This window comes from Paenibacillus sp. ACRRY, from assembly GCF_022346995.1.
Classification (GTDB): domain Bacteria; phylum Bacillota; class Bacilli; order Paenibacillales; family Paenibacillaceae; genus Paenibacillus.
The window spans coordinates 86,905-103,233 of sequence record NZ_JAKRNM010000013.1 but is presented as its reverse complement, the minus strand read 5'-3'; the positions used below and the strand labels follow the sequence as shown (position 1 = coordinate 103,233).

Here is a 16,329-nt window from a genome sequence, read left to right as displayed (position 1 = left end):
CTCGGATGCCGTACTCAGACATATCAATCGAAATGCACGTATTCCCCTGTGTGGGCAGATATCGTCTTACAATTCGGAGAAGCCGGACATCGGCATGAGACCACAGACATTGCTTTTGACCAATACCGCGTTGATGAAAGGTTTTCTACTCGGGGACTATGCCAAGTCCTTCAAGGAAGGGCGCGCCAAGTTGGCAAAATGGATGAGAGAAGGCCTCATTCAATATGAGGAGAACATTGTGGAGGGGTTTGATCAGACACCGGAAGCCTTTATGGGACTTTTCTCGGGAGATAACCTGGGTAAACAGCTGGTGAAAGTTGCAGATCCCGAGTAAGATGATGGATTACCCTATATGCCATGGAAGCAAGGCCAGATAAACAACAAAAAAGACACGTTCCGCATGCCTACATGCCGAGAACGTGTCTTATTTGACTTTGTCGCTTATTAGGCTCAAGCTGAGGCAGCGACAACTTCTTTGTAGTGTTTGTACATATATACCCGCCAGCGCACAATCATGCCGAAGGCCAGAAGGAAGAACAATCCGCCGGTTTGCGGAATGGTAACGTACTGCTGAATGACTTCATGCAGGATCAGACGTACTGCCAGCAAACCAAGCAGGATGAAAGCAAAGCTGCGTGAACGGGTCGCGAATATCTCCTCGTTAACCTTTTCAAACCGGGTACTGCGAATGAGAGGATAGGAGAAGATGAACCAACCAACCAAAAATGCAATCAATGCCCACCATAAAGGAAAATGCGTCTGTGGTACAACAAACATCAAAAATCCGGTGCTCATGCCCAGCGGGGGAATCAGGATTTTGCGTATGGTTACCGGCCTGTGACTGGCTTTCAACCGAATGAAAATGGCAAGCAATGCCATGATAAGCATACCCAGGGTTGCACCGATCTGAAGGTAAGACGGACTGATTTGAGCCACGAAAATATCCCTCTTTCTGGAATAATATATGTTCCGTACATCCGGATCATCAAACAAATCATAGAATTTATTGTTTCTATATATAGTTTCTATTATATCACAAACCAAGAAAGCCGATAGAATGCTTAGTGCAACGTTTGTCCGAATCCATTATAACGAGATTAACACAGTTTGGTATTAAAAATTTGTATTATTTTGTCCATTGCAGGTGCATTTATGCGAGCAAGGGCAAATCAGGTAATCAAGCACGATATAAATGCACAGAGAGAGCAAGCAAGACACCCTGGGAGGAAGACACAGCATGAAAAGAAACCACAGGCCGCTAACCTTATGGTTGCTGGCTTGTCTGACAGTGATATCGGTCGGTCTGGTTGTCCCCTGGATCTGGTGGCAGTCTCAAGCACCGGTGCTGCTGAACATCATGATTATAGACAAAACAAATGCTAATGCACCTTATCCGGGCTATAAGGGCCTGGTTTGGCTGCTAAATCAACAGAAGATTGTACAGAAGACCGGAGAACGATACGTTTATGAAAAAAACGAGGAGGAGGTTAACCTCCTAGAGAACACTTCTTCAATAACGAAAAAACTTCCGGACGAGGTAACTGAAACCGATCTAATCTATCTGGCCTCATCGAAAACAAACGCCGTACCTGCTGTTAGCCTCAAAACGAAGAAAGGCGAAGGGGACGCAGGGTTAACGGTTTATGATACCCTTAAAATCCGCGAAGCAGCCAGCAGAGGGGTCACAGTCGTTGCAGAGTATAATACACAATCCTTGTGGACATCGGATAACGTCAGGGAGCAGCTTCATCCCATTTTTGGCCTGAAGAGCAGCGGCTGGCGGGGGAAATATATATCCAATCTGCAGAGCCGAGTTCAAGTGCCTGAACAGGTCCGTATGGATTATGAGCGTATTGCGGGGCAGGATTGGCCGTACTCCGGAAAGGGCATTCTCCTGGTGCATGAAGATGGCCGGGTCATCGTGCTGCGTGGCGGCACGGATGTCCAGACACCAGAGGTCAAGCTGTCCTTCACGGAGAAAGGCAGAAAGTGGAGCGGCATCGAGCAGGAGTTCCAATACACCAGCTGGTTCGATGTTGTCGTGCCAGATTCGCCGGATTCAATACTGGCAAGGTATAAAACAAGTCTGACCAATGAAGGACGGCAGAAGTTAGTCAATGCCGGTATTCCGGGTGATTTTCCAGCCATTCTTCGTAATGATGGAGATTATCAGTCGTATTATATGACAGGTTCATTCGGAGAGATGGAGCATTACTCATTCTGGCGCAGGATCAAGGGATGGGATGTCATCAGAGAGTGGCTTACACCGAATCAAAAAGAAATACCGGATATGTTTTACTGGAAGGTGTACGTGCCTGTCATGAAACGGATTCTGAAGGAAGTTCAAGCCGAAGAGCATGTGTGGCCATAGAGAAAAAAACGTTCGGAGAGAAACGGTCGAAATTAGAGAGGGATGCAGTGTAGTGCTGCATCCCTTTCTATTATTGGGTCAGTCCTGATGCAAATGCTTCAGCCCGTTAAGGAAGGCCTGAACGGTCAGGTGCAGGCTCTCATTGGAATCGAAATCCATGTTAAACCCGCCTTGGGCTTCAATGGATGCGAAGCCATGACACAGGCTCCGCAATCCGCGCACCGCATGCAGCGCTTCGGCTTCGGTGAGCGGGTAGGGCTGCAATGCTTGCAGCAGAATGTCCAGCGTAGCTGTGCTGGCTGCGGCAAGCTCCGGTTCATGAATATCCGGAGCATGGAACGAGGCTTCATACAGCCCTGGATGCTGGCGGACAAAGCCGATATAGGCTGCGGCGATGGCCTGAATGGCCTTGTCGCCCGTGCGTTCAGCGGCAGCTGCGGCAAGTGCCTGGCTGAGCTGCAGGACAGACATCAGCGCCAGTTCCTGGCGAAGCCCGGGAAGACCGCTGATGTGGTTGTACAGCGACGGGGAGCGCACGTCCAGCCGCTGGGCCAGTGCGGCCAGCGTCAGCGCCTGGAAGCCGTCGCTGTCGGCAAGCTGGGCCGCGGCACTTAGCAGTGTGCCGCGATCCAGCCCCTGCCGCGGGCTCACAGGTGCCCCCCGGCAGGGCGCAGCCGCTGCTCCGCGTCAGCCGCTGCGGCGCGCATCGCGGCCGCTGGCTGGCGCAGCATCCGTCCGTGGCCTACCGCCAGCACGGACGGTTCCAGCTCGGCCAGGTGCTTCGCGCTGGCCAGAGCCAGTTCCCGGTTCCACGTCGCCAGCGCGGGGAACGGGAAGAGCGGGCGCACGCGGCCGGAGACGGCAAGGCCGCCATGCAGCTGATACGCGTCGCCGGCAATGAGAACACGGCTACGCGTATCCATGAAGGCCATATGCCCGGGCGTATGGCCTGGAGAAGCAATGGCGATCAGGGAGCCAATGCGATCGCCGTCTTCCAGCAGCCGGTCCGGACGGGTGCGGATGCCTTTCGGCACACTGCCGCGTACCGGGGTCTGTGGTTCTCCGGGAAGCAAAGCGGTATCTCCGGCAAGCAGCTTGGCATCCCGGCTGGAGATAGAGACCTCTGCTGAAGGAACGGCCTCCTTGAGGCCATCCAGCGCACCGACATGGTCACCATGGGCATGGGTTAGAATAATCCGGGTGATCGGTTTACCGAGGGACTCGGCGGTAGCAAGAATCCCCTTTAGACTAAATGGCATCCCCGCATCAATGACGGTAACACCATCTTCTTCTTCCACAAGATAGACGTTTACAGGGAAAAGACGGGGGAGAAAGGAAATTTGAATAACGTCATGCTCACGAGTTAATCTCATTCAAGATACCTCCTAAAACTAATGGTATTAGTAATATAACTAATGTCATTAGTTTTTGCAAGATGCCTTGTAAAATAAAAAAATTCGAAGAAAAGCTTTTCTTTACAAAAAAAGCGTTTTCAAAATGAGGATTACCGATTATAATGATGACGTAAGCCCTTTCATATGTCTATCTTTTTGGAGCCATTCGCGATGCGATTGGCTCACTTTTTTTGTTCATTTTGTATAGAAACGCGGTTGCCTTCGTAAAATGACCTTGTTCTGTTTTGGGGCCATAAATGCTGCTGTAACAGGGAATCCTGGGCTTGGTTGACCGGGGAACAGAAGTTGACAAACATAACTGTTATTCCTATAATAACAGTTGAACTTACCTTGTGTTGAAGCACATCGGTGATTGCTGCCGGGAAGGGAGTAAGTGATGAACAGTGAATTTACCATTGCCGTCCATTGTCTGGTCTTTCTGTCCATGAAGGATGAGTGCATGGCGAACAGTGAAGACCTGTCCCATAGTGTGGGTACGCATCCAGCTAGAGTGCGTAAGGTTCTTAGTGTGCTGCGGAAGAATGGTTATCTGACCACGAAGGAAGGTGCTCACGGCGGATACCTGCTCAGTCGTCCGAGTGAGGAGATCAAGCTTGGGGAACTGTACCGTCTGGTTGCCGGCGGCTCACTTGGTCCCAATTGGTGTTCCGGAGAGTCGGGCTCCAATTGTATCGTATCTTCTAATATGCAGGATGTCATGGGGAGCATCTACGATGGCGGTGAGGAAGCGCTAACCTCCTATTTTGACAGTATATCGATTGAGGATGTGAAGCATCGTATCGGAAATGGGGAAGCATGCTCTTCGTCCAAGAGTGAATTGTCGTCGAACGGTTAATTGGCATGGACGTTGTCCCGGTGAAATGAGATTCATGGATGTTTCAGGAGATTCCGGGCATAACGTGAACACAGATGGGTGCGATCGTCTGCGCTGATGTTATTTTCGGAAGGTGGGTACCTCGTAGAGATTACTTGATATGGCCTTGCGAACATAAGTGAAACAACAGAAATGATAAGAAATAATAAAAACAATTTTGGGGAGTGGAATGAATGTCCAGCATTGATAACAATGAAACACTGCGCGTGATTAACGAACGTCACGCAGTTAAGAAATATGAAGCCGGTTTTGCTATGCCAGAAGAGGATCTCACTGCGATCCTGACTGCCGCTTCCGAAGCTCCTTCTTCATGGAACCTGCAGCACTGGAAATTCCTTGTGATTGAATCTGAAGCGGACAAGGCTAAATTGCTGCCGATCGCTTATGGTCAAAGTCAAATCACAGACAGCTCCGTTACGATCGCCGTACTCGGAGACCTTGAAGCTAATCGCAATGCCGTGATCTATGATCAGGCTGTTGAAGCAGGTCACTTGAAACCTGAGATTCGCGACGCGTTGGTTGGTCAAATCAACGGTGCTTATCAAAGTCAGCAAACGGCTCGCGACGAAGCGATCCGCAATGCTTCTTTTGCTTCGCAAAACATTATGCTGGCTGCACGTTCCCTTGGCTATGATACATGCCCAATGGGTGGTTACAACCCGCAGCAACTGATTGAAACATTCAACATTCCTCCTCGTTACATTCCTACATTGCTGATCACTGTGGGTAAAGCGGCACAACCGGCGCGTCCGGCAGGTCGTTTCCCATTGTCTGATGTCGTAGTTAGAGGTTCATTCTAAGATATCCGTATTAAAAATAGCCGCATGCCCCCTCAGGGAGCATGCGGTTATTTGGCATGAGAGGCAGGAAGGATGGGTGCGCAGCCACCCATCCTTCCATTTCCGTCTCTTAATTATACTTCTTATTTCTCAGGTGTTTCCGGGATTTGCGGAGCATGGAAACTTTCCATGTATTCGATGGCATTGTACATCATAACTGCCGCTTCTGCGCGAGTGATGGTTTCCTTCGGATTGAAGTTGCCACCCGCATCAAGCGCATTGATTTTAAGAACCAGCGAGCGCTGAACCGCACCCTGATACTCCGGAGTAAGCTCCTGTTCATCCGTAATTTCTACCGGTTTGATGTTAATCATCGGCAGCCCGCCTTTGGCTTCGATCCCCTTCATCAGGAACAGAGTGAATTGTTCGCGTGTCATTTCTTTAGCGGGATCGATGTCTTTGGGCATCTCAATTCCATTATACTGGGCACGAACGAAGGCATCACTGTACCATACGCCATCCTTGACGTTGCTGAAAGTGTCACTCGGGAGCGGCTGTTTGACAAAACGAATCGCATCCAGGTTCAGATCAAGACCATCTGTAATAAGCTGTACGCCTTGTGCAGTATTTAATTGCTGTTCCGGCTTGAACAAGCTGTCGCTCACTCCCCTGATTAATCCATCCTGATGCAGGGATTCGATTTTGTCAGCCCCTGCAATACCTTGAAGGTCAGTAAAATTGGCTTGAGCAGCGTTAATCGGGCCAGCACTCAGGGAGAGTGTGAGCAGAGCTCCGGCAGTTAAAGTGGCTAGTATATTTTTTTTCATGTTGAAATCGCCTCACTTTTCTAGGGGGTTCCCTTTGTATAAAAGCTATTTGCCCCTATAGACGACCCTTGTCTAGAAAAGGTTGCTGAAATTTTCCAACAAATCATTCAATTTGTTTCAAATAACAAGGGAAGCACAACTAACCTTTGGATTTGTTGCGATACTTCGTGGGTGAACGACCCATCATTTTGCTGAATAGTCGTGAGAAATAATAAGGGTCCTTGAACCCGAGCTCTGAGCTGATCTGTTTTACGGTCCAGTCCGTGAAATCAAGATAACGGCAGGAATGCTGGATTTTGAGTCGCAGGAAATAATCTATGGGTGAATGTCCGGTTGCCTGCTTGAACAATTGTGAGTAATGGGGCGCAGATAATTGGGCCTGTGCGGCGAGCTCCTTCAAAGTCAATCCGCGCTCCAGGTGTTCCAGCATATACTGGACAGACTGTTCTGCCGCCCGTTTGCTGCTGATCATGCTGACACCTGTTCCCTGACCATAGGTCAGCATGCCAAGCATATAGCTCATAATCTGAGAAGCGTATATCATGGATTGCAGGGTGTATCCAGTTTCCAGTGCATCATAACATTCATGGAACAGTTCCAGCCATTTGGGGGCTTTGGAAGGGGCGATGGTAGAGATTTTATTGGCCAGGAGCAGTTCAATATAGGTAGAAGCATGTTCACCACGCAGATGAATCCAGTAGATGCTCCAGGGTTCAGCCGTATTAGCCCCGTAAACATGGGCCATATGTGCAGGCAATAGGACCATGTCGCCTGCATGTACAACTTGGGGTTTGCTGCCATCTAATTCATACCATCCTGTTCCTTGCACGCAATACATGAGAATATGGGAGTCACATCCTTGTGGCCGATCCCGGTAATGATGCTCCGCTTCATGGAAATATCCGATATCGGTAACATACAGCCCTGAAGTAACGGGGTATTGTGCTGCTTCTTCAAGCAGTGGATCAGGCAATACAACGAGTTTTTGCATAGGGAATCCAGCAGATTTGCGCAGTGTGGTTGTACGGTTGTAAGGTCTCATATTTGTATTATGGTGAGGGACAATGGGGGAGTCAATGTTGGATATGCAAGCGTTCACAAAAATATCATGATCTTCAGAACGTTGCGTCTGTTCCGATGAAGCAGAAGCCGGTGAATTGGGTAAGTACATCATAGTGGACTATCCATCCAGAGCATTGTACCGACTCATGAAGCAAGATAGACATGGAATGGAAAAGAGAAGGAGAGATGAGAGATATGGAACGAGCAGCAACGAATGAAACATTTTTCTATACAGGAACTTATGCGTCAGCGGATCAACCAGGCATTGTGCTGTGCGCACTGGATGCAGATACAGGTGAGATGAGAATCGTCAGTCACACGGAGGGTGTGGACAACCCATCTTATCTTGCGTTATGTCCAGAGGCTAACTGTCTGTACGTTGCGAGTGAAACCGATGAAGGAGAGTTACTGGTATATCGCCGGGATGAGGCAACGAGTGAACTGCATCTGATGGATCGAAAACTGACCAAAGGGGCTTCTCCTTGCTATGTGTCGGTCACGAATGATGGCAAATGGGTTCTGGCTTCGAATTACAGCAGCGGCAGTGTGAATGTATTCCCGGTAGGGGACCAAGGTACGCTTGAAGAGATGAGTGCACTGGTTGAACATACCGGTAGAGGGAAGAACGATGATCGTCAGGAAGGGCCTCATGCCCATTCCATACAGCCGGACCCGTCCGGACAGTATGCGGTTGTATGTGATCTTGGGCTCGACCAGATTATTGTTTACCGTATGGAAGAAGGAAGACTGGTAACACACCGCGAAACGAATCAGCCTCCTGGTTCAGGTCCAAGACATTTGGTTTTCCATCCGAGCGGAAAGTGGGCATATGTCATTAATGAGTTGAACAACACGGTTACCGCATTCATGTATGATGAACGGAGAGGTGAGTTCAATACGCTGCAGCATATCTCCACACTGCCTGAAGGGCATTCGGGAGAAGGAACAGCGGCAGATATTCGTGTATCCCCATGTGGGCGTTTCCTGTATGCTTCCAACCGCGGTGATGACAGCATCGTGCTGTATCATATTGATCAGGAATCCGGAAAATTGGAAGCTGTGGAATGGACGTCGACCATCGGTCAGACTCCTCGTAACTTCAATTTGCTGCCAGGCGGCATTCTGCTCGTGGCCAATCAGGATAGCAACAATATTGTTGCATTTCAAATGGATGGGGAAGATGGCCGTCTGACGCACAATGGATTCAAGCTCGAAGTGTCCCGTCCGGTATGCATTACGCCTGTGATATAAGCTGCAGTATGGAGAGTAAGTGGACAAGAAGATAATCAACGTCAAGGCCATGCATGGATCATAACCCTGCATGGCCTTGACGTTTTTCTGAATCCAAAACAACATCCTACCGAAACTATAGCTTATATGACGAAATTACTAATTTAGACCTATAGATGGAATTAAATGTTTAATTTAGAATGAAGTTATTAAAGCGCTTACATAAAAATGACGCTAATAGGACAACGGGCTTACCAATTACATTTGGGGAGGCTATTATTCTATGTTGAATCGATTGTCTTGGAGAAAGACCCTGCGGATTGCCGGAATAGCCCTGTTAAGTTCAGCCATGCTGACGACTGCGCTTGGACTTGGGAACACACCGTTAATCGAGGCGGCGGGCACGCGTCAGATGGAGTTCCTGGACCGCGGGGTGGTTGCGGTAAAGACAGGTACGGGTGTATTTGTCAGCTGGCGACTTTTGGGCACGGAAGGATCCAATGTTTCGTTCAATGTATATCGGGACGGAACCAAAGTGAACGCATCCCCCATAACCAATAGCACGAACCTTCAGGATGCAAGCGGGACAAGCAATTCCAAATATACGGTTCGGGCCGTAGTGGGCGGAACCGAGCAGGCGGCTTCGGCAGCAGTGAGTGTATGGGGAAACAACTACCTGTCTGTGCCCCTCAGCATACCGGCGGGCGGGACAACACCGGATGGGGTGGCTTACACGTATAGCGCCAATGATGCCAGTGCAGGCGATCTGGACGGCGACGGGGAGTATGAACTCATCGTGAAGTGGGACCCTTCCAACTCCAAGGATAACTCTCAGAGCGGGTATACCGGTGAAGTATTTATCGATGCCTATAAATTGAACGGGACACGTTTATGGCGGATTAGTCTCGGCAAAAATATCCGCGCAGGTGCTCATTATACGCAGTTCATGGTGTATGACCTGGATGGCGACGGCAAGGCCGAGGTTGCGATGAAAACGGCTGATGGCAGCAAGGATGGCACCGGTACAGTCATTGGCGATGCCAGCAAGGATTACCGTAATTCCAGCGGATATGTTTTATCTGGGCCGGAATTCCTGACGATCTTCAACGGGCAGACTGGCAAAGCCCTGTCCACAGTGAACTATGAACCCGCACGTGGCAACGTATCCGATTGGGGAGATAATTATGGCAACCGGGTTGATCGTTTCCTCGCAGCGATTGCCTATTTGGATGGAGAACGTCCAAGTCTAGTCATGGCACGTGGATACTACACACGTACTGTGCTCGTAGCCTACAACTGGAGGAATGGGCAGCTGACGAAGCAGTGGACATTCGATTCGAATACTTCCGGCAACTCAGGGTATGCCGGGCAGGGGAATCATAATCTGAGCGTAGCGGACGTGGATGGAGACGGCAAGGATGAGATTATCTACGGTGCCATGGCAGTGGATGATAACGGAAAAGGGTTGTACACGACAGGGCTTCATCATGGCGACGCCATGCATCTAAGTGATCTGGACCCCGACCGTGCCGGGCTGGAGGTATTCCAGGTTCATGAGACCCCGTCCAATGCGGGAGTTGAATTCCGTGATGCACGTACAGGGCAGCTGATCTGGGGAATACCTACAACAAAAGATATCGGACGCGGCATGGCAGCGGATATCGACCCGAGATATAAGGGGGCGGAAGTTTGGGCGGACGGTGGTTTGTATACAGCCAAAGGACAGAAAATTGGAACAACCTTGCCTTCATCCACGAATTTTGGCATCTGGTGGGATGGAGATCTGCTGCGGGAGCTGCTGGACAGCAACCGGATCGATAAGTGGGATTATGCCAACAGCAAAACGGTTAATTTGCTGACAGCTTCAGGTGTTTCCTCTAATAATGGAACGAAATCTACGCCGAATCTGCAGGCTGACCTGTTCGGAGACTGGAGGGAAGAGGTGGTATGGCGGACAAGCGATAGCTCTGCGCTGCGGATCTACACCACAACTGCGGTCACGGACAAGCGGATATATACCCTGATGCATGATCCGGTGTATCGTCTTGGTATCGCATGGCAAAATGTTGCCTATAATCAACCACCCCACACTGGTTTTTATTTGGGTGAAGGCATGAGCACGCCGCCGGTACCCAATATTCATTATGCCGGGAAATAAGAGATAAGCATGAGCTGCGGCAACCAGAGCTAGATGCATTGTTAATCCGTTATTCTACCCGATCAGAGGACAACAGGATCATCCTGTTGTCCATTTTTTATTCAATGTCAATCGGATTGAAATCCCGGAGAAATCGGAAAAAAACGTTTGACAGGCCAGAGGGCTGCCCTTATGATATGCATATAACTTACTAAACAGGTAGGAATAATAAAAATGATTGCTTTAACTATTGCGGAAGCAGTCATTACAGTCAGAGAAGAGTAAATTGAACAGAATAACGTTCTAACCGTATAGACGGAGGAACACCGCAGCACATCATTTCTGGATGAAGCATACACGGCCTTGGGTCGGCATGACTTTGTGAGGGAGAAGTGTGCGGGTGGTTCCTCCGTCTTTTGTTCTTTTTTCGGTGCGTTCCATGCTGTTCAGCCTGCCTGAGGTAGTCATTGCAGAACCATTCTGGGGGGAGTTTTGTTTATGAAAAAGAGAATTCATAAGGGTATTCTGGTTGGTCTGGCATTGGTATTAACAGGGGTGCTGGCGGCATGCGGAGCGGAGAGCAGCGGCTCCAGTGCGGCAGGAACATCGGGAGAGCAGGATAGCGGCAAGGAAGCTGCTAAAGCCATCGAGCTGCTGAATGTATCCTATGATCCGACGCGTGAATTGTATGAGCAATATAACAAGGCATTTGCGGCGTATTGGCTAAAAGAAAAAGGTCAGGAAGTGACGGTTAAGCAGTCACACGGCGGTTCCGGTAAACAGAGTCGTTCCGTGATTGATGGCTTGGACGCAGATATCGTTACACTGGCATTGGGATATGATATCGATGCAATCGAGGATAAAGGGCTGATTAATGCGGGCTGGCAGGATAAATACGAGCATAACAGCTCCCCGTATACCTCAACCATTGTATTTTTGGTACGCAAAGGCAATCCGAAAGGCATCAAGGACTGGGATGATCTGATCAAAGGGGATACCCAGGTAATCACTCCAAATCCGAAAACGTCCGGTGGAGCAAGATGGAACTACCTGGCGGCATGGGGATATGCGCTGAAGAAAAACAACAATGATGAGGAGAAGGCGAAGGAATTCGTTGGTGAACTCTTCAAGCATGCGCCTGTCCTTGATTCCGGGGCTCGTGGCTCTACGACAACATTTGTTGAACGTGGTATCGGTGATGTGCTGCTGGCTTGGGAGAACGAAGCGTTCTTATCGGTAAAAGAGCTGGGTCCGGACAAATTCGATATCGTTGTTCCTTCCGTTAGTATCTTGGCTGAACCACCTGTAGCGATCGTGGATAAAAATGCGGACAAAAAAGGCAGCCGCGAGGTGGCAGACGCTTATCTGAAATATCTATACAGCGAAGAGGGGCAGACCATTGCTGCAGAGAATTACTATCGCCCGACGCTGGATAGTGTGAAGGAGAAATTCAAAGACCAGTTCCCGGATGTTGAGCTGTTTACGCTAAATGATGTATTTGGCACTTGGCGGGATACACAGGCCAAACATTTCAATGACGGTGGGATCTTTGACCAGATCTACGTTCCAGGCAGTTAATGTTGAATATAAATAGAGCTCACGACCATGTAAGCGGCCAACCAGCCCTACCGGCTGAAGGCAGAGAGGATGAACGTCCATGAGCAAGGTGATGGTGGCCCGGAGACGTACACTGCCGGGCTTCGGATTGACAATGGGGTACAGTGTATTCTACCTGAGCCTGGTTGTGCTTATTCCACTGGCAGCGTTGATCTTTAACTCCACGGGCCTGACCTGGTCCACGCTGATTGAAACGGCAAGTAACCCACGGGTACTTGCTTCTTTCAAGGTCAGCTTTCTGACTGCAGGGGTTGCTGCCTTGATTAATCTGGTTCTTGGGCTGCTCCTGGCTTGGGTATTGGTCCGGTACGAGTTTCCAGGCAAGCGCCTGTTTGATGCGGTCATTGACCTGCCATTTGCCCTGCCTACTGCAGTGGCGGGTGTTGCCCTAACGGCCCTGTATGCCGGAAATGGGTGGATAGGTCAGCTGGTGGAGCCTCTGGGTATCAAGCTGGCGTATTCGCAGGCAGGTATCACCCTGGCGCTGATGTTTATCGGCATTCCATTTGTTGTACGTACGGTACAGCCGGTTTTGGAAGAGCTGGAGGCCGAAGTGGAAGAAGCTGCTGCGACGCTGGGAGCAGGAAGATGGCGCATTTTTCGGACGATATTGCTTCCAGATCTGATCCCGCCGCTGCTGACTGGATTTGCGCTTGCTTTTGCCAGAGGCATTGGGGAATATGGATCAGTCGTATTTATCTCGGGCAATATGCCGATGAAAACGGAGATTGCACCTCTGCTGATCATGGCGAAGCTGGAGCAGTTCGATTACGCAGGAGCTACGGCTGTAGCCTTGCTGCTGCTGCTGGTTTCTTTTGTCCTGCTGCTGGTGATTAACTCCCTTCAGCGCTGGAGCAGAAAGGCTGGCCGGGCTTAGGCGTAATAAGCCAACCTAAACCAAAAGGAGGTACATATTATGGCGGGTTCCGTTCCAGTAATGCCTGCTCCCCCTATGCGAACCGGTCCGGGGTCAAACCGTGCTACAACAGAAGCTCCATGGGTCAAATGGCTGTTGATTGGACTGGCAAGTCTGGTACTGCTTTGGCTGCTCATTTTGCCACTAATCATTGTGATGATGGAAGCACTGAAGCAGGGGTGGGGCGTCTATATTGCAGCTCTTACCGAACCGGATGCCATGTCTGCCCTGAAGTTGACACTGCTCGTTGCGGCGATTACCGTACCGCTGAATACGATATTCGGTGTAGCTGCTGCCTGGGTCATAACCAAGTTTCAGTTCAAGGGAAAGGGAGTTATGATCACGTTAATTGATCTACCCTTCTCCATCTCACCGGTTGTGGGAGGGCTGATCTTTGTACTGGTATTCGGCTCCAATGGCTGGCTTGGTCCGTGGCTGGCAGAGCATGATATCAAAATTATATTTGCCTTGCCTGGTATCGTAATCGCAACGTTGTTTATTACCTTTCCTTTTGTGGCGCGAGAGCTCATTCCGTTAATGGAGGATCAGGGCACGCGGGAAGAAGAGGCGGCAGTTACGCTTGGCGCTTCCGGATGGCGAATCTTCTGGAATGTCACGCTGCCCAACATTAAGTGGGGGCTGCTGTATGGCATCATTCTGTGTAATGCCCGCGCGATGGGTGAGTTTGGTGCTGTATCCGTGGTGTCGGGACATATTCGCGGAGAGACGAATACACTGCCGCTGCATGTCGAGATTTTGTACAACGAATATCAGTTCTCGGCATCGTTCGCTGTCGCTTCCTTATTACTGATCCTGGCTCTGGCAACGCTGCTTCTCAAGAGCTGGCTGGGACACAGAACGGTTTCAGAGAAGTAATTGAGGGTCCGAATTCCGGCCCCGTTCCAGACTATTCGGGAGAATTCACGAGTTCATTATATTTCGATTATGTTTATTGAAAATACAGATTGACAGCTACTGGAAGCCCTGCTAATGTATAAACCAAGTATATAGGTTGGATAAGAATGATTTATAAGTCGGATGGATGATCATGCGTCAATAATATAGCGGGCAGCAGCCCGGGAAGAGGAGGCGGCTCTATGGCTAAGCCGTTAAAAGTGGATGAGGTATGGATGGATCGAATTGCCGGACAGCTGAATGACATGGAGTTTGGCTCGCTTCACATCGTTGTACATGAAGGCCAGATTGTGCAGATGGAGCGGACTGAACGCAAACGATTTGAGAACACGCCCTCAGGCAGCACCTCCAAATCCGGCAGCACTGCACGAAGCAGCTCCCCACGCTCATTGCGCGGATCGAATGCAAGTGCGAAGGGGTAGAGACTAAGGCGACATAAGAAGCACAGATTGAAACCATAGATTGGCTTAGTGTGAGTTACCCATAAGTTTTCCAAAGTACACATACTCTTTCGGAAACTCATGGGTAATTCATGCTTTTAATGCTATTGCGGCCAAACTATTCCGTCGAACTTGTCTCCATTTGCCCGTTATACCATTCATTAGCTTCAGTCAGCACCTGCTGCCCGCCTGCTTCCATAAATTCCTCCACGAAGGTATCGAAACTTTCAACAGGCTGATCGCCGGTGATGATGGAGATGTATGCTCTGTCCCTCATATGGATCAACTCAGAGGAATATTGAATCAGGGCAGGGGTTGCCACCTCCAGATGATTATAAATACCGTTCTCCGTCAATCCCTCAGATGCAGCCCACTGCTCCCGTTTGCCAGAGGATGCACCGGGAACAGTCATACCAATGCTGGAACCGATCATATTGGTGTAATTCTCCATACGGTTATATGGGGGCAGCATGTGGAACTCCCCCTCAGATGAAGCGCTCCACTCCCAGTGTTTGCCTGGAAGGCCATATTCCATTTTGATCTGCTCTGCGGGATCAGAGTTTGCACTGACATAATCGAGGATTTCGAGGATTTTCTCCAGTTTGCCAGGCTCGTTGACTGCATCGGCCCCGATTGTAATGAAACTCATCAGCAGATTGTAGCCTTTGGAGCCACTAAGTCCATCAGGCCCTGTAACAGGAGGGCCGAATTCAACGCCTGCGGTTGCGTTCTTCAGTAGGAGTTCATGGACATTAAACATGGCGTCTACGGGAATTTCCTCGTCCTTTTCATTCAGAATGCTATAATCTCCGTCTTGAGTCCAATGATAATAATTGCCCATCGAAGTCATTCCAATTCTGCTATTAATAAATGCATGGGACAAATGCTTATAGCCACCTTTATTTTCTCCAGTTATGAATTCAGGATCGATAATCCCATCCTGATACCACTTCTGCAGATAAGCCAAGGCTTTCTTCATCTCAGGTTCCAAAGCGCCGATCACGAGTCGGTTATTTTTTTGGTTAAAATACAGCTGCTCGGTAAAAACGGACTGCCCAAAAGCACCAAATACGACATTCAAGCCCTCTTTGGATAACCCGTATGTATCCTGTTTCCCATTTCCGTCAGGGTCACCTTTGGCGAATGCATACATAACCGTCTCAAACTCATCTAATGTCCGCGGAATATCGAGACCAAGTTTCTCCAGCCAGTCCTCCCGATATACGACAGGGGTCCGGTAGATGTTAGTCTGATTGATGACCGGAATTCCATATAAGGCGCCGTTTATTTTTCCGTACTCCAAGTAACGTGAATCATAATCACGGATTCGCTTTACAATATTAGGCGCATGTTCTTCTAGTACGTCCTCGGGAATTTCTGCTAAGACCCCCTGCATCTGATATTTAAGCAGATCATGTGGCTGCCTGATCCGAAGAAGATCCGGTATGTTCCCTTGAGCAAGCTTCAAGTCCAGCAGGTCCTCATAGCGCTTGTTCTCCAGGTTCCATACCTCCAGATTCACATCAAAAAGATCCTCAATATAGGTAATCATTTCGGCATCCTCGGGAACAGGGGTATTCTGATGCATTGTCCAGGAAATCGTATATGGCGGCTCTGTATCCTTCTTAGGTTCTTCAGCAGGATTCTGCTGCTTCAATTGAGTGCCTTGTCCCCCTAATACGGTACAGCCGCTCATGCATACGATAAGGATAACGGTTGTTATTGATAGACACAGAGCTCTTGAAA

Annotated in this window: 15 protein-coding genes and 1 pseudogene; 10 read left to right on the top strand and 6 right to left on the bottom strand. The window is 49.4% G+C overall.

Annotated elements, in window-relative coordinates; genetic code table 11:
* Nucleotides 1-334 (top strand): annotated as a pseudogene (locus MH144_RS27315) (NADP-dependent oxidoreductase); the annotation flags it as partial.
* Nucleotides 335-450: 116 nt separating this feature from the next.
* On the opposite strand, the gene MH144_RS27310 reads toward MH144_RS27315, so the two are convergent.
* Complete coding sequence (locus MH144_RS27310; protein ID WP_239305393.1) at nucleotides 451-936, bottom strand: CcdC family protein; 486 nt, start codon at nucleotides 934-936, stop codon at nucleotides 451-453.
* Nucleotides 937-1,237: 301 nt separating this feature from the next.
* Here MH144_RS27310 and MH144_RS27305 point away from each other — a divergent pair, with 301 nt between their 5' ends.
* Entirely contained in the window at nucleotides 1,238-2,371 is a 1,134-nt protein-coding gene (locus tag MH144_RS27305; protein WP_239305392.1) for a hypothetical protein, read from the top strand.
* A gap of 78 nt (nucleotides 2,372-2,449) precedes the next feature.
* On the opposite strand, the gene MH144_RS27300 is transcribed toward MH144_RS27305, so the two are convergent.
* Nucleotides 2,450-3,022 (bottom strand): TetR/AcrR family transcriptional regulator, encoded by a 573-nt coding sequence (locus tag MH144_RS27300; protein ID WP_239305391.1) that lies wholly within the window; start codon nucleotides 3,020-3,022, stop codon nucleotides 2,450-2,452.
* Nucleotides 3,019-3,744, bottom strand: a complete 726-nt coding sequence (locus MH144_RS27295) for an MBL fold metallo-hydrolase (protein ID WP_239305390.1) — start codon at nucleotides 3,742-3,744, stop codon at nucleotides 3,019-3,021. Before MH144_RS27295 ends, MH144_RS27300 begins: the two co-directional genes overlap by 4 nt.
* Before the next feature lie 418 nt (nucleotides 3,745-4,162).
* Here MH144_RS27295 and MH144_RS27290 point away from each other — a divergent pair, with 418 nt between their 5' ends.
* Together MH144_RS27290 and MH144_RS27285 are read left to right on the top strand one after the other, a co-directional pair.
* Nucleotides 4,163-4,621, top strand: a complete 459-nt coding sequence (locus MH144_RS27290; RefSeq protein ID WP_239305389.1) for an Rrf2 family transcriptional regulator — start codon at nucleotides 4,163-4,165, stop codon at nucleotides 4,619-4,621.
* A gap of 212 nt (nucleotides 4,622-4,833) precedes the next feature.
* Complete coding sequence (locus MH144_RS27285; RefSeq protein ID WP_239305388.1) at nucleotides 4,834-5,460, top strand: nitroreductase family protein; 627 nt, start codon at nucleotides 4,834-4,836, stop codon at nucleotides 5,458-5,460.
* 122 nt (nucleotides 5,461-5,582) lie between these two features.
* On the opposite strand, the gene MH144_RS27280 is transcribed toward MH144_RS27285, so the two are convergent.
* Both MH144_RS27280 and MH144_RS27275 read right to left on the bottom strand, forming a co-directional pair.
* Nucleotides 5,583-6,266, bottom strand: coding sequence for an S-layer homology domain-containing protein (locus MH144_RS27280; protein ID WP_239305387.1), 684 nt, complete (start codon nucleotides 6,264-6,266; stop codon nucleotides 5,583-5,585).
* Nucleotides 6,267-6,405: 139 nt separating this feature from the next.
* A complete protein-coding gene (locus MH144_RS27275; protein ID WP_239305386.1) occupies nucleotides 6,406-7,308 on the bottom strand; it encodes an AraC family transcriptional regulator in 903 nt (300 codons plus the stop codon).
* A 182-nt stretch (nucleotides 7,309-7,490) separates the two neighbouring features.
* Here MH144_RS27275 and MH144_RS27270 point away from each other — a divergent pair, with 182 nt between their 5' ends.
* The 6 genes from MH144_RS27270 to MH144_RS27245 all read left to right on the top strand — a co-directional run bounded on the left by MH144_RS27270 (nucleotide 7,491) and on the right by MH144_RS27245 (nucleotide 14,565).
* Nucleotides 7,491-8,579, top strand: coding sequence for a lactonase family protein (locus MH144_RS27270; RefSeq protein WP_481857398.1), 1,089 nt, complete (start codon nucleotides 7,491-7,493; stop codon nucleotides 8,577-8,579).
* A gap of 328 nt (nucleotides 8,580-8,907) precedes the next feature.
* The gene (locus MH144_RS27265; RefSeq protein ID WP_239305399.1) at nucleotides 8,908-10,716 is read left to right on the top strand and encodes a rhamnogalacturonan lyase; all 1,809 of its coding nucleotides are present in this window, start codon (nucleotides 8,908-8,910) and stop codon (nucleotides 10,714-10,716) included.
* Between the two features lie 477 nt (nucleotides 10,717-11,193).
* Nucleotides 11,194-12,273 (top strand): sulfate ABC transporter substrate-binding protein, encoded by a 1,080-nt coding sequence (locus tag MH144_RS27260; RefSeq protein WP_239305385.1) that lies wholly within the window; start codon nucleotides 11,194-11,196, stop codon nucleotides 12,271-12,273.
* Nucleotides 12,274-12,352: 79 nt separating this feature from the next.
* Nucleotides 12,353-13,189 carry a sulfate ABC transporter permease subunit CysT gene (cysT, locus tag MH144_RS27255; protein ID WP_127539183.1) on the top strand — a complete coding sequence of 279 codons (837 nt, stop codon included), beginning with the start codon at nucleotides 12,353-12,355 and terminating at the stop codon, nucleotides 13,187-13,189.
* Nucleotides 13,190-13,228: 39 nt separating this feature from the next.
* On the top strand, nucleotides 13,229-14,104 hold the full coding sequence (gene cysW / locus MH144_RS27250) for a sulfate ABC transporter permease subunit CysW (protein WP_239305384.1): 876 nt from the start codon (nucleotides 13,229-13,231) through the stop codon (nucleotides 14,102-14,104).
* Nucleotides 14,105-14,325: 221 nt separating this feature from the next.
* The gene (locus MH144_RS27245) at nucleotides 14,326-14,565 is read left to right on the top strand and encodes a YezD family protein (RefSeq protein WP_095291770.1); all 240 of its coding nucleotides are present in this window, start codon (nucleotides 14,326-14,328) and stop codon (nucleotides 14,563-14,565) included.
* A 136-nt stretch (nucleotides 14,566-14,701) separates the two neighbouring features.
* On the opposite strand, the gene MH144_RS27240 is transcribed toward MH144_RS27245, so the two are convergent.
* A complete protein-coding gene (locus tag MH144_RS27240; protein WP_239305383.1) occupies nucleotides 14,702-16,240 on the bottom strand; it encodes an extracellular solute-binding protein in 1,539 nt (512 codons plus the stop codon).
* Nucleotides 16,241-16,329: the final 89 nt, after the last annotated feature.